The organism is Microbacterium panaciterrae, from assembly GCF_039541635.1.
Lineage (GTDB): Bacteria > Actinomycetota > Actinomycetes > Actinomycetales > Microbacteriaceae > Microbacterium > Microbacterium panaciterrae.
The window spans coordinates 254,193-270,851 of sequence record NZ_BAABGP010000003.1 but is presented as its reverse complement, the minus strand read 5'-3'; the positions used below and the strand labels follow the sequence as shown (position 1 = coordinate 270,851).

Annotated in this window: 16 protein-coding genes and 1 tRNA gene; 14 read left to right on the top strand and 3 right to left on the bottom strand. The window is 70.4% G+C overall.

What is annotated here, in order from left to right; translation table 11 throughout:
- The first annotated feature begins 1 nt into the window (after position 1).
- The 8 genes from ABD882_RS01280 (at position 2) to rplA (ending at position 7,797) form a co-directional block, all read left to right on the top strand.
- Positions 2-1,465 (top strand): NAD-dependent succinate-semialdehyde dehydrogenase, encoded by a 1,464-nt coding sequence (locus ABD882_RS01280; protein WP_345183537.1) that lies wholly within the window; start codon positions 2-4, stop codon positions 1,463-1,465.
- Positions 1,466-1,532: 67 nt separating this feature from the next.
- Entirely contained in the window at positions 1,533-2,894 is a 1,362-nt protein-coding gene (locus ABD882_RS01275; protein ID WP_345183535.1) for an NAD-dependent succinate-semialdehyde dehydrogenase, read from the top strand.
- A 163-nt stretch (positions 2,895-3,057) separates the two neighbouring features.
- A complete protein-coding gene (gene poxB / locus ABD882_RS01270) occupies positions 3,058-4,782 on the top strand; it encodes a ubiquinone-dependent pyruvate dehydrogenase (protein ID WP_345183533.1) in 1,725 nt (574 codons plus the stop codon).
- A gap of 161 nt (positions 4,783-4,943) precedes the next feature.
- A tRNA-Trp gene (locus ABD882_RS01265) sits at positions 4,944-5,016 on the top strand.
- A gap of 39 nt (positions 5,017-5,055) precedes the next feature.
- On the top strand, positions 5,056-5,331 hold the full coding sequence (gene secE / locus ABD882_RS01260; RefSeq protein WP_345183531.1) for a preprotein translocase subunit SecE: 276 nt from the start codon (positions 5,056-5,058) through the stop codon (positions 5,329-5,331).
- 55 nt (positions 5,332-5,386) lie between these two features.
- A complete protein-coding gene (gene nusG / locus ABD882_RS01255; protein ID WP_345183530.1) occupies positions 5,387-6,460 on the top strand; it encodes a transcription termination/antitermination protein NusG in 1,074 nt (357 codons plus the stop codon).
- 204 nt (positions 6,461-6,664) lie between these two features.
- A complete protein-coding gene (gene rplK / locus ABD882_RS01250) occupies positions 6,665-7,096 on the top strand; it encodes a 50S ribosomal protein L11 (protein ID WP_345183528.1) in 432 nt (143 codons plus the stop codon).
- An 11-nt stretch (positions 7,097-7,107) separates the two neighbouring features.
- Complete coding sequence (rplA, locus tag ABD882_RS01245) at positions 7,108-7,797, top strand: 50S ribosomal protein L1 (RefSeq protein WP_345183526.1); 690 nt, start codon at positions 7,108-7,110, stop codon at positions 7,795-7,797.
- Between the two features lie 9 nt (positions 7,798-7,806).
- On the opposite strand, the gene ABD882_RS01240 is transcribed toward rplA, so the two are convergent.
- Positions 7,807-8,451: a TetR/AcrR family transcriptional regulator gene (locus ABD882_RS01240; RefSeq protein WP_345183524.1), complete on the bottom strand. Its 645-nt coding sequence runs from the start codon at positions 8,449-8,451 to the stop codon at positions 7,807-7,809.
- A 110-nt stretch (positions 8,452-8,561) separates the two neighbouring features.
- Between ABD882_RS01240 and ABD882_RS01235 the strand changes: the two genes are divergently transcribed.
- Genes ABD882_RS01235 through ABD882_RS01220 form a run of 4 tightly spaced genes read left to right on the top strand, consistent with a single transcriptional unit; the run spans position 8,562 to position 12,627 of the window.
- Positions 8,562-9,374, top strand: a complete 813-nt coding sequence (locus ABD882_RS01235; protein ID WP_345183523.1) for a sugar phosphate isomerase/epimerase family protein — start codon at positions 8,562-8,564, stop codon at positions 9,372-9,374.
- On the top strand, positions 9,371-10,495 hold the full coding sequence (locus tag ABD882_RS01230; protein WP_345183521.1) for a Gfo/Idh/MocA family protein: 1,125 nt from the start codon (positions 9,371-9,373) through the stop codon (positions 10,493-10,495). Before ABD882_RS01235 ends, ABD882_RS01230 begins: the two co-directional genes overlap by 4 nt.
- A gap of 9 nt (positions 10,496-10,504) precedes the next feature.
- Positions 10,505-11,617, top strand: coding sequence for a Gfo/Idh/MocA family protein (locus ABD882_RS01225; RefSeq protein ID WP_345183519.1), 1,113 nt, complete (start codon positions 10,505-10,507; stop codon positions 11,615-11,617).
- Complete coding sequence (locus ABD882_RS01220; RefSeq protein WP_345183517.1) at positions 11,614-12,627, top strand: sugar phosphate isomerase/epimerase family protein; 1,014 nt, start codon at positions 11,614-11,616, stop codon at positions 12,625-12,627. Before ABD882_RS01225 ends, ABD882_RS01220 begins: the two co-directional genes overlap by 4 nt.
- 46 nt (positions 12,628-12,673) lie before the next feature.
- On the opposite strand, the gene ABD882_RS01215 is transcribed toward ABD882_RS01220, so the two are convergent.
- On the bottom strand, positions 12,674-13,351 hold the full coding sequence (locus tag ABD882_RS01215) for a LysE/ArgO family amino acid transporter (protein ID WP_345183515.1): 678 nt from the start codon (positions 13,349-13,351) through the stop codon (positions 12,674-12,676).
- A 77-nt stretch (positions 13,352-13,428) separates the two neighbouring features.
- Here ABD882_RS01215 and ABD882_RS01210 point away from each other — a divergent pair, with 77 nt between their 5' ends.
- Positions 13,429-14,313 carry a LysR family transcriptional regulator ArgP gene (locus tag ABD882_RS01210; protein WP_425563308.1) on the top strand — a complete coding sequence of 295 codons (885 nt, stop codon included), beginning with the start codon at positions 13,429-13,431 and terminating at the stop codon, positions 14,311-14,313.
- A gap of 71 nt (positions 14,314-14,384) precedes the next feature.
- Positions 14,385-15,446, top strand: a complete 1,062-nt coding sequence (ligD, locus tag ABD882_RS01205) for a non-homologous end-joining DNA ligase (protein ID WP_345183512.1) — start codon at positions 14,385-14,387, stop codon at positions 15,444-15,446.
- Between the two features lie 154 nt (positions 15,447-15,600).
- Here ligD and ABD882_RS01200 read toward each other — a convergent pair whose 3' ends face one another.
- Entirely contained in the window at positions 15,601-16,644 is a 1,044-nt protein-coding gene (locus ABD882_RS01200; RefSeq protein ID WP_345183511.1) for an ATP-dependent DNA ligase, read from the bottom strand.
- Positions 16,645-16,659: the final 15 nt, after the last annotated feature.

Here is a 16,659-nt window from a genome sequence, read left to right as displayed (position 1 = left end):
CATGACCGATCTGGAGAAGGCGCTGCTGGACAGCGTCCCCACGGGCCTGTACATCGCGGGCGAGTGGGTCGCCGCAGAGGGCGACAAGACCTTCGACGTGCGCGATCCCGCCACCAACGACGTCGTGCGCACGATCGCCGACGCCTCGCCCGCCGACGGCATGCGGGCGCTGGACGCCGCCGTCGCCGCGCAGGACTCCTGGGCCGCGACCCCGCCGCGCACGCGCAGCGACATCCTGCGCCGCGCGTTCGACCTCGTGCAGGCGCACAAGGAGGACCTGGCGCTGCTGATGACCGTCGAGATGGGCAAGCCCCTGGCCGAGGCCCGCGGCGAGGTCGGCTACGGCGGTGAGTTCCTGCGCTGGTTCAGCGAGGAGGCGGTGCGCATCTCCGGCCGCTACGGCCTGAACCCCGAGGGCACCGGCCGCATGGTCGTCTCGCAGCGTCCCGTGGGCCCGTCGTTCTTCGTCACCCCGTGGAACTTCCCGTTCGCGATGGCGACCCGCAAGATCGCGCCGGCGCTCGCCGCCGGCTGCACGGTCGTGATCAAGCCGCCGGCACTCACCCCGCTCACCACGATGTACTTCGTGAAGCTACTGGAAGAGGCAGGGCTCCCGGCCGGCGTCGTGAACGTCGTGCAGACCTCGCGCTCCTCCGCGCTGTCGGCCCCGATCATCGCCGACCCGCGTCTGCGCAAGCTGTCGTTCACCGGATCCACCGAGGTCGGCCGCAAGCTCATCGCCCAGGCGGCGGAGGGCGTGCTGCGCGTGTCGATGGAGCTCGGCGGCAACGCCCCGTTCGTCGTCTTCGAGGACGCCGATCTGGACAAGGCCGTGGAGGGGGCGCTGGCGGCGAAGTTCCGCAACATCGGTCAGGCCTGCACCGCCGCGAACCGTTTCATCGTGCACCAGGACGTCGCGGACGAGTTCGCAGCACGGATCACCGAGCGCGTGAACGCGATGAAGATCGGCCGCGGCACCGAGGACGGCGTCTCTATCGGCCCGCTCATCGACCATGACGCGGTAGCCAAGGCACAGGAGCTCGTGGGCGACGCCGTCGAGCGCGGCGCGACGCTGCTCGCCGGCGGCAAGGCGCTCGAAGGTGTCGGATCCTTCTACGAGCCCACGGTGCTCGCCAACGTGCAGGCCGGCAGCGAGATCCTCCGCGAGGAGATCTTCGGCCCGGTGCTCGCGATCGCCACCTTCGCCGACGAGGCCGAGGCCGTGCGCCTCGCGAACGACACCGAGTACGGCCTGGTCTCCTACGTCTTCACACAGGATCTCGCCCGCGGGCACCGCATGATCGACGCGCTCGAGACGGGCATGATGGGTCTCAACGTGGGGGTCGTCTCGAACGCGGCGGCTCCCTTCGGCGGCGTCAAGCAGTCCGGCGTCGGCCGTGAGGGCGGCTTCGAGGGCATCCACGAGTACCTCTCCACCAAGTACACGCTGATCCCGGTCGACTGACATCCCGGTCGGTCCCTGAGCCTGTCGAAGGGCCCGACCCCCACGAACGAACTGAGAGGAACCGGACATGACCGACTACGCCGTCGTCAACCCGGCCACGGGCGAGACCCTGGCAACCTACGAGACCTTCACCGACGCGCAGATCGAGGACGCGATCACCCGCGCCCACGCTGCGGCCGCGATCTGGGCCGCCACCCCGGTCGCCGAGCGCGCCGCCGTGATCCGCCGGATCGCGGAGGGCCACCGTGCGCGCCGCGACGAGTTCGCCGCGATCATCACGCGCGAGATGGGCAAGCCGCTCGCCGCGGCTGCCGGTGAGGTCGACTTCGCCGCCGACATCATCGAGTTCTACGCCGACAACGCGGAGAAGATCACGGCCGACCAGCCGCTGGACATCCTCGGCGAGGGCACGGCGGTCATCCGCAAGGCGCCCCTGGGCGTGCTCTTCGGCATCATGCCGTGGAACTTCCCGGCCTACCAGGTCGCGCGCTTCGCTGGCCCGAACCTGGCGGTCGGCAACACGATCATCCTCAAGCACGCTCCGCAGTGCCCCGAGTCGGCGGCCATTCTCGAGGAGATCTACCGCGACGCGGGCCTGCCCGACGGCGCCTATGTGAACGTGTACGCCACGAACGAGCAGTCCGCGACGATCGTCGCCGACCCGCGCGTGCAGGGCGTCTCGGTCACGGGGTCCGAGCGCGCGGGCGCGGCGGTCGCCGAGATCGCCGGACGCAACCTGAAGAAGGTCGCGCTGGAGCTGGGCGGATCGGATCCGTTCATCCTGCTCTCCACCGACGACCTCGACGCGACCGTGCAGGCCGCGGTGGACGCGCGCCTGGACAACAACGGCCAGGCCTGCAACGGGGCCAAGCGGTTCATCGTCGTGGACTCCCTCTACGACGCCTTCGTGGAGAAGGCCGTCGCGGCCCTCGCCGCGGTCACGCCGGCCGACCCGACCCAGGAGGACACCGTCCTCGGACCGCTGGTGTCCGAGGCGGCAGCGGTGAACCTGCAGCAGCAGGTCGACACCGCGGTGGCGCAGGGCGCGACCCTGCTCACCGGCGGCACCCGCGAGGGCGCGTTCTACGCTCCGACGCTGCTCGCCGACGTGACGCCGGCGATGGACGTCTACCGCGAGGAGCTGTTCGGCCCCGCCGCCGTCGTCTACCGCGTGGCCGACGAGGCCGCGGCGGTCGCGCTGGCGAACGACACGTCGTTCGGCCTCGGCTCGTACGTGTTCACCACAGACCCGGCGCAAGCCGAGCGGGTGGCGAACGGCATCGACGCGGGTATGGTCTACGTCAACGTCGTGCTGGCTGACAGCCCCGAGCTGCCGTTCGGCGGAGTCAAGCGCAGCGGCACCTCGCGCGAGCTGGGTCTGCTCGCCGCTGACGAGTTCGTGAACAAGAAGCTCATCCGCGTGGCCTGATTCCGGCAGCTCGGATTCGTCCCGCCGCACTCAGCGGGAGAGAAGGAGCGGGCGTCGCATATCCTGCGGCGCCCGCCCCTTCGTCATGCCGGGCGCGTGCGGCCCGTCGCACGATCACGGGCGTAGCCTCGAGATGTCCTGTTCGCTCTCCCGAGAGGCCGCCATGACCACCGTCGCCGAGAACATCGTCTCCACCCTTCGCGCGAACGGAGTGCAGCGCGTGTACGGGATCCCCGGGGACTCCCTGAACGGCTTCACGGACGCGCTCCGCAAGGACGGCACGATCCGCTGGGTGCACGTGCGCCACGAGGAGACCGCGGCCTTCGCGGCGGCCGCGGAGGCGGCGCTCACGGGCGATCTGGCGGTCGTCGCCGGATCCTGCGGCCCCGGCAACCTGCACCTCATCAACGGGCTCTACGACGCCAACCGTTCCCGCGTGCCCGTGCTCGCGATCGCCGCGCACATCCCGACCAGCGAGATCGGCACGCAGTACTTCCAGGAGACGCACCCGCAGGAGCTGTTCCGCGAGTGCAGCGTCTACGTCGAGTACGTCTCGGATCCGGTGCAGATGCCGCGCCTGCTGCAGGTCGCGATGCGGGCCGCGATCGAGAAGCGCGGCGTCGCGGTGCTGGTGATCTCCGGCGACGTGGCGCTCGCCGAGGCCGAGGACGACCGGGTGAGCGTGATCGAGCGCGCCCGTCCCGTCATCGTGCCGAGCCCTGCGGAGCTAGAGCGCGCGGCGACCCTGCTGAACGCGGCCTCGAAGGTGACGATCCTGGCGGGTGCCGGCGCGGAGGGTGCGCACGACGAACTCGTCGCGCTCGCGGACCGCCTGGCCGCGCCCGTCGTGCACGCCCTGCGCGGCAAGGAGTTCGTGGAGTACGACAACCCGTTCGACGTCGGCATGACAGGGCTGCTGGGCTTCGCGTCCGGCTACCGGGCGATGGAGGGGGCGGATGCGCTGCTGATCCTCGGATCCGACTTCCCGTATCCGCAGTTCTACCCGGCGACCGCGACGACGATCCAGGTCGATATCCGCGGGGAGAACCTCGGGCGCCGTCATCCGCTCGATCTCGGGATGGTCGGCGACGTCGGGGCGACGGCGGCGGCGCTGCTGCCGCGGCTCGCCGGGGATCGCCGCCGGACCCACCTCGACGACGCCACCGCGCACTACCGGAAGACCCGCGCCAAGCTCGATGAGCTGGCGGTGCCGTCGCGGGGCACGGCGCCCATCCATCCGCAGTATCTGGCGCGCCTGCTCGATGAGGCCGCCGCCGCCGATGCGATCTTCACCGCCGACGTGGGCTCTCCCACGGTCTGGGCGGCGCGCTACCTGCGCATGAACGGCAGGAGGCGGCTCATCGGATCCTTCAGCCACGGATCCATGGCGAACGCGTTGCTGCACGCCATCGGCGCGCAGGCGTCGGAGCCGGATCGTCAGGTGGTGGCGCTGGCCGGCGACGGCGGCCTCACGATGATGCTGGGCGAGCTGATCTCGCTCACGCAGAACGGGCTGGATGTGAAGACGATCGTCGTGAACAATTCCTCGCTGAACTTCGTCGAGCTGGAGATGAAGGCGGCGGGCTTCGTGAACTTCGGCACGGGCCTGCAGAACCCCGATTTCGCCGCGGTCGCTGAGGCGATGGGCATCTTCGGCCGCAGGGTGGAACGCAGCGCGGATCTGCCGGCCGCGCTCGCCGAGGTGCTCGCACATGACGGCCCCGCGCTGCTGGACGTGGTGACCGAGCGGCAGGAGCTCTCGATGCCGCCGGCGGTCAACGCCGAGCAGGTCAAGGGCTTCGCGCTGTACGCGATCCGCACCGTGCTCTCCGGCCGCGGAGACGAGCTGCTCGATCTCGCCAAGGCGAACTGGCGTCAGCTGTTCTGAGCGGTTCCGCCACGCCCGGCCGCGCCCGGGATCCCGGCCCGGTTCGGTCAGCGCTCCGGGATGTCGTACACTGGACGAGCAGTTGTTGTCTGCATTCTTTCGCCGTGCCTCGGGTCTCCCGGACGTGGAAAGCGGATGCAGACAGAGGCTTCCGGGCCTCTAGGGCGGTAGCTCAATTGGCAGAGCAGCGGTCTCCAAAACCGCAGGTTGCAGGTTCGATTCCTGTCCGCCCTGCGCGTCAGCTCACAGCTGGCACACGAAAGGTACTCGAGGATGGTTCAGGACGCATCGGGCGCTGTGGTCTCCACGGCGAACGGCGGCGCGGGCCGCGACAAGAAGCTCGGCTTCTTCGCTCGCATCGCGCTGTTCTTCCGTCAGGTGATCGCGGAGCTCCGCAAGGTGGTCGCCCCGACGCGCAAGGAGCTCATCAAGTACACGCTGGTGGTCCTCGGGTTCGTGATCGTGATGATGGCACTCGTGTACGGGCTCGACATGGCCTTCTCGTGGCTGACGACGCAAGTCTTCGGGGTTCCCGGGAAAACCGCGTGATCCCGCGGCCCAGGGTCCATCGACCCCGGGCCGAACCTGAAGGAGAGAAGAGCAAGTGTCCGAACGATACTCTGGCGACGACGTCGACTGGGCGACCGCCGCTGAGCAGTCCAGCGAAGACGACGAGGCTCAGGAGGGCGACGTCCTCGCCTCCGAAGAACGTGCCGTGACGCCCGCCGAGCACGCCGCCCTGCATGTCGAGGGCGATGACGACGACGACGCGGACGACGAAGACATCGACATCGAAGACCCGGAGGCAGACGCGATCGTGAACGACGCCCTCAACCTGGACGAGGCGGCCGAGTCCGCGGCCGCCGCCGAAGTTCTCAACGACTCCGCGGCCGAGGAGGCCGCCGACCTCGAGGCCAAGGCCGCCGACGCGGTCACCCCCTACGACGGCCCCGACGTGAACGGCGAGGAGGAAGCGCCCGTGCTCGACCCCGACGAGGTCGCAGAGATCGACGCGGCCGCCGACGTCGTGGATGCGGTCGAGGCCGACGCCGAGGAGGACCCGTACGAGGCCTTCCGGATGGATCTGCGCATGCTTCCCGGCAAGTGGTACGTCATCCACTCCTATGCCGGTTTCGAGCGCAAGGTGAAGGCCAACATCGAGCAGCGCAAGTCGACGCTCGAGGTCGAGGACGACATCTACCAGATCGAGGTCCCGATGGAGGACGTCGTCGAGATCAAGAACGGTCAGCGCAAGATGGTCACGCGCGTCCGGATCCCGGGGTACGTGCTCGTGCGCATGGAGCTCAACGAGGACACCTGGTCGGTCGTGCGGCACACGCCCGGCGTCACCGGATTCGTGGGCAACGCGCACAACCCGACTCCGCTCCGCTTCGAGGAGGCCTTCAACATGCTGAAGGCCCTCGTCGAAGTCAAGGACATCCCGACCGCCAAGGCCGTCACGGCCAAGGGCGGCACGGCCGTGGCGCGTCCGCTCCCGGCCGAGGTCGACTTCGAGGTCGGCGAGACGATCACGATCAAGGAGGGCTCGTTCGCGGGTCTTCCCGGTTCGATCTCCGAGATCAAGCCGGAGAGCGGCAAGCTCACCGTCCTCGTCTCGCTGTTCGAGCGCGAGACCCCGGTCGAGCTGTCGTTCGACCAGGTCACCAAGATGATCTGACGCCCCTCCGCGTCGCAGAACGGCCGTCCCGAGAGGGGCGGCCGTTCTGCTGTGTCCGTCCGGTCTCGCGCGGCCACAGGATCCGGTAGACTTCTATGGTTTGTGCGTGCGTTCGTCGTGCGCACGAACATCACCGCGTTCCGGAGATGCCGGATCCGCGGGAGAGGGACGCCCCAGGGCATCCGCTCGATGAAAGGAAAGAGAATGGCACCGAAGAAGAAGGTGACCGGCCTGATCAAGCTCCAGATCAACGCCGGCGCCGCCAACCCGGCCCCGCCGATCGGCCCCGCGCTCGGTCAGCACGGCGTCAACATCATGGAGTTCTGCAAGGCGTACAACGCGGCGACCGAGTCGCAGCGCGGCAACGTCATCCCCGTCGAGATCACCGTCTACGAGGACCGCAGCTTCACGTTCGTCCTGAAGACCCCGCCGGCCGCCGAGCTGATCAAGAAGGCCGCCGGCGTGCAGAAGGGCTCCGCCACTCCGCACACCGTCAAGGTCGCGAAGATCTCGGCCGAGCAGGTCCGTCAGATCGCCGAGCAGAAGCAGGCCGACCTGAACGCGAACGACATCGACGCCGCGTCGAAGATCATCGCCGGAACCGCCCGTTCCATGGGCATCACGGTCGAGGGCTGAGGGAGATAACAATGGCTACCAAGTCCAAGGCTTACAACGCTGCTGTCGCGAAGATCGAGGCAGACCGCTTCTACACCCCGACCGAGGCCGTGGCTCTCGCGAAGGAGACCGGCTCCGCGAAGTTCGACTCCACCGTCGAGGTCGCGCTGAAGCTCTCCGTCGACCCGCGCAAGGCGGACCAGATGGTGCGCGGCACCGTCATCCTCCCGCACGGCACCGGCAAGACCGCCCGCGTCATCGTGTTCGCGACGGGTCCGGCCGCTGAGGCCGCGATCGCCGCGGGTGCGGACGAGGTCGGCGGCGCCGAGCTCATCCAGAAGGTCGCCGACGGCTGGACCAACTTCGACGCAGCCGTCTCGACCCCGGAGCTCATGGGCCAGGTCGGTCGCCTCGGCAAGGTGCTCGGCCCGCGCGGCCTGATGCCGAACCCGAAGACCGGCACCGTGACCCCCAACGCGGCCAAGGCCGTCGAGGAGATCAAGGGCGGCAAGATCGAGTTCCGCGTCGACAAGCACGCCAACGTGCACTTCGTCGTCGGCAAGGCATCGTTCTCGGCCGAGCAGCTCGACGAGAACATGCAGGCCGCGCTCGAGGAGATCGTCCGCCTCAAGCCGTCCAGCTCGAAGGGTCGCTACATCCAGAAGGGTGCGGTGTCGACCACGTTCGGCCCCGGCATCCCGCTGGACGTCAACGCCATCTGAGCCTGACGCTCACGCACGAAGGCCCGTTCCCGATTCCGGGGGCGGGTCTTCGTCGTTGGTCGGCTCCAGCAGCAGGATGAGCGCGCGCAGGTGCGCGGCCATGTCGATCGAAGGATCCAGCAGCCACTGGGTCTGCAGGCCGTCCATGGCGGCGAGCACGAGGGCGGCCGCGGCGTCCGGGGCGATGTCGGCGCGCAGCGCGCCGCTGCGCTGCGCGCGGGCGATCCGCCGCGCGAAGCCGGCCCTGGTGCGCGCGTAGCGCTCGGCGAAGTAGCGCCGACGCTCGGTCTCGGTCGTGTCGGCGGCCGCGAGCGCCGAGGTCACGGCGAACAGAGCCACCAGGCCCGGCACGGTGGCGTTGTGGGCGACCAGGTCGAGCGACGCCTGGAACCCGGCGTCCTCAGTGGCGGGGAACTGCTGCCGGTTCACATCATCGCGATGGCGCACGACCTCCAGCAGCAGCGTCTCCCGGGATCCGAAGTGATGCAGGAGTCCCGCCTTCGAGCGCCCCACCTCATCGGCGACGAGCTGCAGGGTGGTCGCGTCGTTCCCGCGCTCGGCGAGGATCCGCAGTGCCGCGTCCAGCACGTCGAGGCGGAACTGCTCCGTCTTGGCGTAGCTGCCGCGGGCACGCGGGACCGAAGATGAGCTCATGACACAAAACTCTACCGTTGGTCGGGTTTAACGCGTAGAGTGGACGAAAACCTACCTTTGGTCGACTTCCCGTGCGCGGGACGACCGCCGCGTCTCGAGGATGAGGAACCATGGCATCGCCCCAGCTGTCCGTCCAGCTCTACACCGTGCGCGACGCGCTCGCGACCGACCTGCCCGGCACGCTCGCCGGACTGGCCGCAGCCGGCTTCGCCCACGTGGAGGCCTTCGGCTTCCTCGGCAACGCCGCCGCGCTGCGGGCGGCGTACGACGGCGCAGGCCTGACCGCGCCGAGCGGCCACGCGAACTTCCTCTCGGACGAGCTGCGTTTCGGCGAGACGGTCATCACGATCCCCCCGTTCGCGTCGATCCTCGACGATGCCGAGACCCTCGGGATCGAGATCCTGATCGATCCGATGGTCGCGCCCGATCGCTGGGCGAGCCGGGACGAGATCGAGAAGACCGCGGATCGCCTGAACGGACTGGTCGACGTGGCGGCCGCGCGCGGGATCCGCCTCGGATATCACAACCACTCCCAGGAGTTCCATCACGACATCGACGGGGTCCCGGCACTGGAGCACTTCGCCGGGCTGCTCGACGAGCGGGTCGTGCTCGAGCTCGACGTGTTCTGGGCGGCGATCGGCGGAGCAGACGTCCCCGCCCTGCTGCAGCGCCTCGGCGACAGGGTGCGACTGCTGCACATGAAGGACGGCGTGATCGGCGCGGATCCGTTCCGCAGCGCCGAGGGCGTCAGCGTCCGGCTCGACCAGCGGGTGGCGGGCGAGGGCGATCTCGACATCGCCGGGATCCTCGCGGCGGCGCCGGCCGCGGAGTACGCGATCGTCGAGTTCGACCAGTACGACGGCGACATCCTGGACGCCGTGACCCGCAGCGCTGCCGCTCTTCGCGCGGAGGGCGTGCGATGACCGGCGGCGCCGTCGGTGTCGGCTTCATCGGCACCGGGATGATCAGCGACACGTACCTGCAGAATCTCACCTCCTTCCCCGACATCCGCGTCGTGATCCTCGGCGACATCGACACGGCCCGGGCCGCCGCCCAGGCGGCCACGCACGGCATCCCCGAGAGCGGGACGCCGGACGACGTGCTCGCGCATCCGGACGTCGAGCTGGTCGTCAACCTCACCATCCCCGCCGCGCATGTGCCGGTGAGCCTGTCCGCGATCGCCGCGGGCAAGCACGTCTGGAGCGAGAAGCCGATCGGCGTCGAACGCGCCGCCGCCCGCGAGCTGCTCGCGCAGGCCGACGCCGCGGGACTGCGCGTCGGCATCGCGCCGGACACGGTGCTCGGTCCCGGGTTGCAGACCGCCCGGCGTGCGATCGCCCGTGGCGATATCGGCACGCCGCTGTCTGCGCAGACCAGCATGCAGTACATCGGCCCCGACATCTTCCACCCCAACCCGGAGTTCCTGTTCGCCCGGGGAGCGGGGCCGCTGATCGACATGGGTCCGTATTACATCTCCGCGCTGGTGAGCGTGTTCGGACCCGTCGCGCGCGTCGCGGCCGTGGGCGGGCGCGGGCGCGAGACGCGCACGGTCCAGGTCGGCGAGCGGGCCGGCACCGAGTTCCCCGTCGAGGTGCCGACGCTGGTGCAGGCGATCGCGCAATTCGAACAGGGCGCCACGAGCCAGAGCGTGTTCAGCTTCGACTCCCCGCTCGCGCGCACTGGAGTGGTCGAGATCACCGGCACCGAGGGGACCATGGTCATCCCGGATCCGAACACGTTCGGCGGTGAGGTGCGCATCACCCGCGCGCCGACCCGGGCGACGGCCGGATCCGAACCTGCCTGGGAGGTCGTTGCGCCGGTCGGCATCGAGGCCGGGCGAGGCCTGGGCGTGCTCGACATGGCACGGGCGATCCGCGCGGGCGTGCCGCACATCGCCACCGGAGAGCTCGGCTACCACGTGTTCGACACGTTGCTCTCGCTGGAGGAGGCGGTCTCCTCCGGCGCGTTCGTCGAGGTGCAGAGCACGGTCGGGGAGATCCCGCTCGTTCCCGAGGACCGCGACCCGTTCGCGGCGACGCTCTAGGCGGCCGCGGTGACCACGCACCTCAGCGGGGAGGGGCTCAGGGCCGGCTTCCTCGGCGGCGGCTTCATGGCCGCCGTGCACAGCCGCGCCGCGCGAGCCGCGGGGGCGGTGCCGGCGATCCTGGCCGGGTCTTCTCCCGAGCGAGGCGCGCAGGCTGCCGCCGATCTCGGCATCGAGGCCGCAGCCGCGGATGTCGCGGAAGTGTTCGCCGCGTGCGACGTGGCGCACATCTGCACGCCGAACGGATTGCACGCCGCGCAGGCGCTCGCCGCGCTCGCAGCGGGCCGGCACGTCGTGTGCGAGAAGCCGCTCGCGGTCACCGTCGAGGATGCGCGCGCCGTGACCGCGGCCGCGGACGCCGCCGGGCTGGTGGGGGCGGTGCCGTTCGTGTACCGCTATCACCCGATCGTGCGGCAGGCGCGCGCCCTGGTTGCCGCCGGCGAGCTCGGCACGATCCTCACGATCGACGGTGCCTACCTGCAGGACTGGCTGCAGCAGCCGGGCGAGAGCAACTGGCGTGCCGATGCCGCAGCCGGAGGGGCGTCGCGGGCGTTCGCCGACATCGGATCCCACCTGTGCGATCTGATCGAGTTCGTCACCGGGCAGCGGATCGTCGCGCTCACGGCGCGCACCCGCACCGTCTATGCCGAGCGCCAGGGCACGCAGGTCGCCAACGAAGACATCGCGGCCGTGATCGCGGAACTCGAGGGCGGCGCGCTCGCGACGCTGCTCGTGTCGCAGCTCGCGCCGGGACGCAAGAACGGCCTGGTGCTCGAGGTGCACGGCACCGCGCAGAGCCTGCGATTCGCGCAGGAGCGGCCGGAGGAGCTGTGGATCGGCGCGGCGGAAGGCTCCCGGCTGCTGCTGCGGGATCCGTCCGCGGCGGGGGACCGCGGACTCTCCCTCGTGCCGGCCGGGCACCCGATGGGCTACCAGGACGCCTTCAACGCGTTCATCGCCGACGTCTACGCCGCCGTGCGCGGTGAGGCCCCGGACGGCCTCCCCGTCTTCGCGGACGGCCTGCGCGCCGCCATCATCACCGCCGCCGTACTGGAATCCGCCGCGACCGGCACCTGGGTCCGTGTGGAGAGCGGATCCGCACCGAGAATCGAGGAATCATGACCGAGAGCACGCACCCCGTCACGCTGTTCACCGGACAGTGGGCGGATCTGCCGTTCGAGGAGGTCGCCCGGCTCGCCGCCTCGTGGGGATATGACGGGCTCGAGATCGCCGCCAGCGGGGACCACCTCGACCTGCAGCGCGCCGACGAGGACGACGCCTACGCCGCTTCCCGACGCGAGATCCTGGACCGCCACGGTCTGCAGGTCTTCGCGATCTCGAACCATCTCGCCGGTCAGGCCGTGTGCGACGCCCCGATCGACTTCCGGCACCGGGCGATCCTGCGCGACTACGTCTGGGGCGACGGGGAGGCCGAGGGGGTGCGGCAGCGCGCCGCCGAGGACATGAAGCGCTCCGCCCGCGTGGCGCGCAAGCTCGGCGTGGACACCGTCATCGGCTTCACCGGATCCTCGATCTGGCCCTACCTGGCGATGTTCCCGCCGGTCGGCGCCGACGTCATCGAGGCGGGCTTCGAGGACTTCGCGACCCGGTGGAACCCGATCCTGGACGTGTTCGACGCCGAGGGCGTGCGGTTCGCGCATGAGGTGCACCCCTCCGAGATCGCGTACGACTACTGGAGCTCGGTCCGGACCCTGGAGGCGATCGGGCACCGTGAGGCGTTCGGGTTCAACTGGGATCCGTCGCACATGATGTGGCAGAACATCGATCCGGTCGGCTTCATCTGGGACTTCCAGGACCGGATCTACCACGTGGACTGCAAGGACACCCGGATGCGCCCGCAGAACGGCCGCGCCGGCGTGCTCGGATCCCACCTGCCCTGGGGCGACCCGCGCCGCGGCTGGGACTTCGTCTCGACCGGGCACGGCGACGTGCCCTGGGAAGACGCCTTCCGCGCCCTCGAGGCGATCGGCTACACGGGCCCGATCTCGATCGAGTGGGAGGACGCCGGCATGGATCGCCTGCACGGCGCAGCGCAGGCCGTGGGGTTCGTGCGCTCGCTGCTCTGGCCGATGCCGACCGCCTCCTTCGACGCCGCGTTCACGAACCAGTAGACCGCTCGCTCCGCGCGGTGGTGCGGCCGCGGCGGGGCGGGTCCGGTCAGCCGAAGAACACCGGGAGCACCAGGCTCACGCCCATCACGACCAGCACCACGGCGATCGCCGTGTCGAGGATCCGCCAGGCCCGCGGCGTGCGCAGCCAGCGGCCGAGGTGGCGGGCGCCGAAGCCGAGCGCGAAGAACCAGATCCCGCTGGCGACGATCGCCCCGGCCGCGAACAGCCAGCGCTCGTCGCCGTGCGTGGCGGCGATCGAGCCGATCAGCAGCACCGTGTCGAGGTACACGTTCGGGTTCAGCCAGGTGAACGCGAGCGTGGCGAGGATCACCGGGGCGAGCGGAGTGCGGGTGAGGGTCGCGGTCCCACCGGGCCGGCTGGCGCCTGCCGCGGATCCGGGCGTCGCAGAGTCGGCGGCGGGATCAGCGACCAGCGACTCGCCGCCCGCCTTCCACGCCCGCCGGGCCGCCAGCACGCCGTACAGCACGAGCGAGGTCGCGCCCGCCCAGCGCGCCACGACGATGAGCCACGGCAGCGACTTCACCAGGTAGCCGAGGCCCGCGGTGCCGGCCAGCACGAGCACGGCATCGGAGACCGCGCAGATCAGCACGACGGGCAGCACGTGCTCGCGGCGCATGCCCTGGCGCAGCACGTACACGTTCTGCGCGCCGACGGCGATGATGAGCGAGAACATGAGGCCGAGGCCGGACAGGGTGGTGAGCACGGATCGACAGTACGGCCACGAGCGACATCAGCACCAGCGAAGATTCCTTAAGTCAGATTAGAGTTGCTGATGTGCAGGTGGATGCGGAATCGGCGCGGACCGTGGCGGCGGTGCTGGATGAGGGCAGCTTCGATGCGGCGGCGCGCCGGCTGCTGCTGACCCCGTCGGCGGTGAGCCAGCGGATCAAGACCCTCGAGCATCAGCTCGGGCGGATCCTGCTCGTGCGCAGCAAGCCGGTGCGCGCCACGGAGGCGGGGGAGGCCGTCGCGCGCTTCGGGCGGCAGATCGCGCTCCTGGAGCACGACGCGATCGCCGGCTTCGGTCTTGCAGGCGAAGGCGGGGGCTCTCGGATCCGCATTCCGCTCGCGGTCAACGCCGACTCGATGGCGACGTGGTTCCTGGCGCCGCTGGCACGGCTGTCCGAACGGTACGGCGTCGAGTTCGACCTGCACCGCGACGACCAGAACTTCACGGCGCGGCTGCTCGAATCCGGAACGGTGATGGCGGCGGTGACCAGCGAGTCCGAGCCGGTCGGGGGGTGCCGGGTGGAGGCGCTCGGTGCGCTGCACTACGTCGCGGCCGCAGCTCCGGGTTTCGCGCGGCGATGGTTCGCGGAGGGGGTGACCGCGCAGACCCTGGCCAGGGCTCCGTTCGTCGACTTCGACCGCCGCGACATCCTGCAGCAGGACTGGCTGCGCGAACGCGGGGTGGATCCGTGGCCGGTGCCACGGCACCACGTCCCCGCGTCGGCCGACTTCTCCGTCGCGGTGGAGCTCGGCCTCGGCTGGGCGCTGCTGCCCGTCCCGCACGCGGAGGCCGGTCTCGCCGACGGGCGGCTGGTGCGGCTCGACGCAGAAGAGGCGACGTCGCCGCTGTTCTGGCAGCAGTGGAACCTCCGCTCCGACCTGCTGGACGCGATCGCCGCCGAGATCCGCGCCGAGGCCGCCCGCGTGCTGCGCTGAGTCGAGTCTCACGTATGCCGGGCGTGACGGGCATCTGGCGGCGCGTCGGCGGTGCGCCCTAGGGTCGAGTCATGGCATCCGAGCGCATCACGCTGACCGTTCCCGGGCCCGACGGCGATCGTTCGCTGGACCTGTCCAGCCCGAACCGCGCGGTCTGGCCCGATGTGCCGGGCGGGCCGATCACGAAGGCCGAGCTCGCCGACTATCTCCAGACCGTGTCCGTGCCGTTCCTGTCGGCGAACGGAAATCGCCCCGTCTCGCTGGAGCGCTATCGCGACGGGATCGGCGGGGAGAGCTTCTTCTCGAAGAACCCGCCCAAGGGCACCCCCGACTTCGTGCAGAGCGTGATGTGCACGTACAACAGCGGGCGCAAGCACCCGCAGATCGTGCTCACCGAAGCCGCGGCGATCGTCTGGGCAGTGCAGATGAACACCGTCGTCTTCCACCCCTGGGCGTCGCTCGCCGCGGACACCGACAACCCGGTCGAACTGCGCATCGACCTGGATCCGCAGCCCGGCACCGGCATCGCCGAGGCCATCCCCGCCGCGCACGAGCTGCGAGCGGTGCTGCGGGAGGCAGGCCTGGAGGCGTTCATCAAGACCAGCGGCAACCGCGGGCTGCACGTGTTCTGCCCGATCCTGCCCGAGCACGAGTTCCTCGTGGTGCGGCACGCGGTGATCGCGGCCGGGCGCGAGCTGGAGCGGAGGATGCCGGATCGCGTCACCACGGCCTGGTGGAAGGAGGAGCGCGGGACGCGGATCTTCGTCGACTTCAACCAGGCCAACCGCGACCGCACGATGGCGGGCGCCTACAGTCCGCGCGCGCTGCCCGGCGCGACGGTCTCGACGCCGATCGAATGGGACGAGCTGGACGAGGTGGATCCGGCCCGGTTCACCGTCCGCACGACCCCGCAGCGGCTCGCGGACATCGGTGATCCGTGGGCGCGGATGCAGGACGCGCCGGGCCGGATCGACACGCTGCTGAGCTGGTGGGAGCGGGACGTCGAGAACGGCCTCGGCGAGATGCCGTTCCCGCCCGAGTTCCCGAAGATGCCGGGCGAGCCGCCGCGCGTGCAGCCCTCGAAGAAGGTCGCCGCCAACTGGGACGACAAGGGCGAACGCGTCGGGGAATAGCGCCGGTCGGACCCGGTCGGCGCCGCTCCGGGGCCGGGAGGTCGGGCGCGCGGTCCCGGCTCGCTGCGCGAGCCCCGCCAGTCCCGAGCCTGCGCGCCCGACCTCCCGGACCCTGCGCTCCGTTCGTGCGCGTGCGTCCCCGATCGAACCGACGTCAGTCGATGACGTCGGCGAGGTCGTAGCCAGCGACGGTCTCCAGCTGCTCGTAGGTGCAGGAGCGGGCCTCGCGGTCGTCGCGCCAGCGTGCGAACTGGACCGTGTGCCGGAACCGCCAGCCCTCCAGCTGGTCGTAGCGCACCTCGAGCACGCGTTCGGGGCGCAGCCGCACGAACGACGTGTCCTTGCTGCTGCTGAACCGCGACCGCTCGCCCTCGCCGGTGACAGCGGCGCCCGACTCGTCCCGCTCCACGAGCGGCGCGAGGTCGTCCACGAGCTGCTGCCGCATCGCGTCGCTCCACGCGGCGACGCCGCCGACCTGACGCAGCACGCCGTCCTCGCCGTACAGCCCCACCAGGAGCGATCCCACGCCCGATCCGCTCTTGTGCATGCGATAGCCGAGCGCGACGACGTCGGCGGTGCGGGCGTGCTTGATCTTGAACAGGGTGCGCTTGTTCGGCGCATACGGCTGGTCGAGGGGCTTCGCCACCACGCCGTCCAAGCCGGCGCCCTCGAACTCCGCGAGCCAGCGCCGGGCGGTGTCCGGATCCGTGCTCGTGCGGGTCAGGTGCAGCGGGTCCGGTACGTCGGCGAAGAGCCGCTCGAGCCGTTCCCGGCGTTCGCCGAACGGGAGCTGCTGCAGATCCGCGTCGCCCTCGGCGAGCAGATCGAACGCGATGAACATGGCCGGGGTCTCCAGGGACAGCTTCTGCACCCGCGATGCTGCCGGATGGATCCGTTGACTGAGCGCCTCCCAGTCCAGTCGCTGGGATCCGTCCGGCCCCGTTGCGACCACGATCTCGCCGTCGAGCAGGCACGGGCCGGGCAGCAGCCGGGGGAGCGCCTCGACGAGCTCGGGGAAGTACCGGGTGAGCGGCTTGGCGCCGCGGGATCCGATCTCGACGGTCTCGCCGTCCCACGACACGAGCCCGCGGAACCCGTCCCACTTCGGCTCGTACAGCAGGCCCCCGGGGAACTTCGCCGGGTCGGGCACGGATGTCGCGGCCTTCGCGAGCATCGGTGCGGGGATCTCGTAGCGCATGGGTCCCATCCTGCC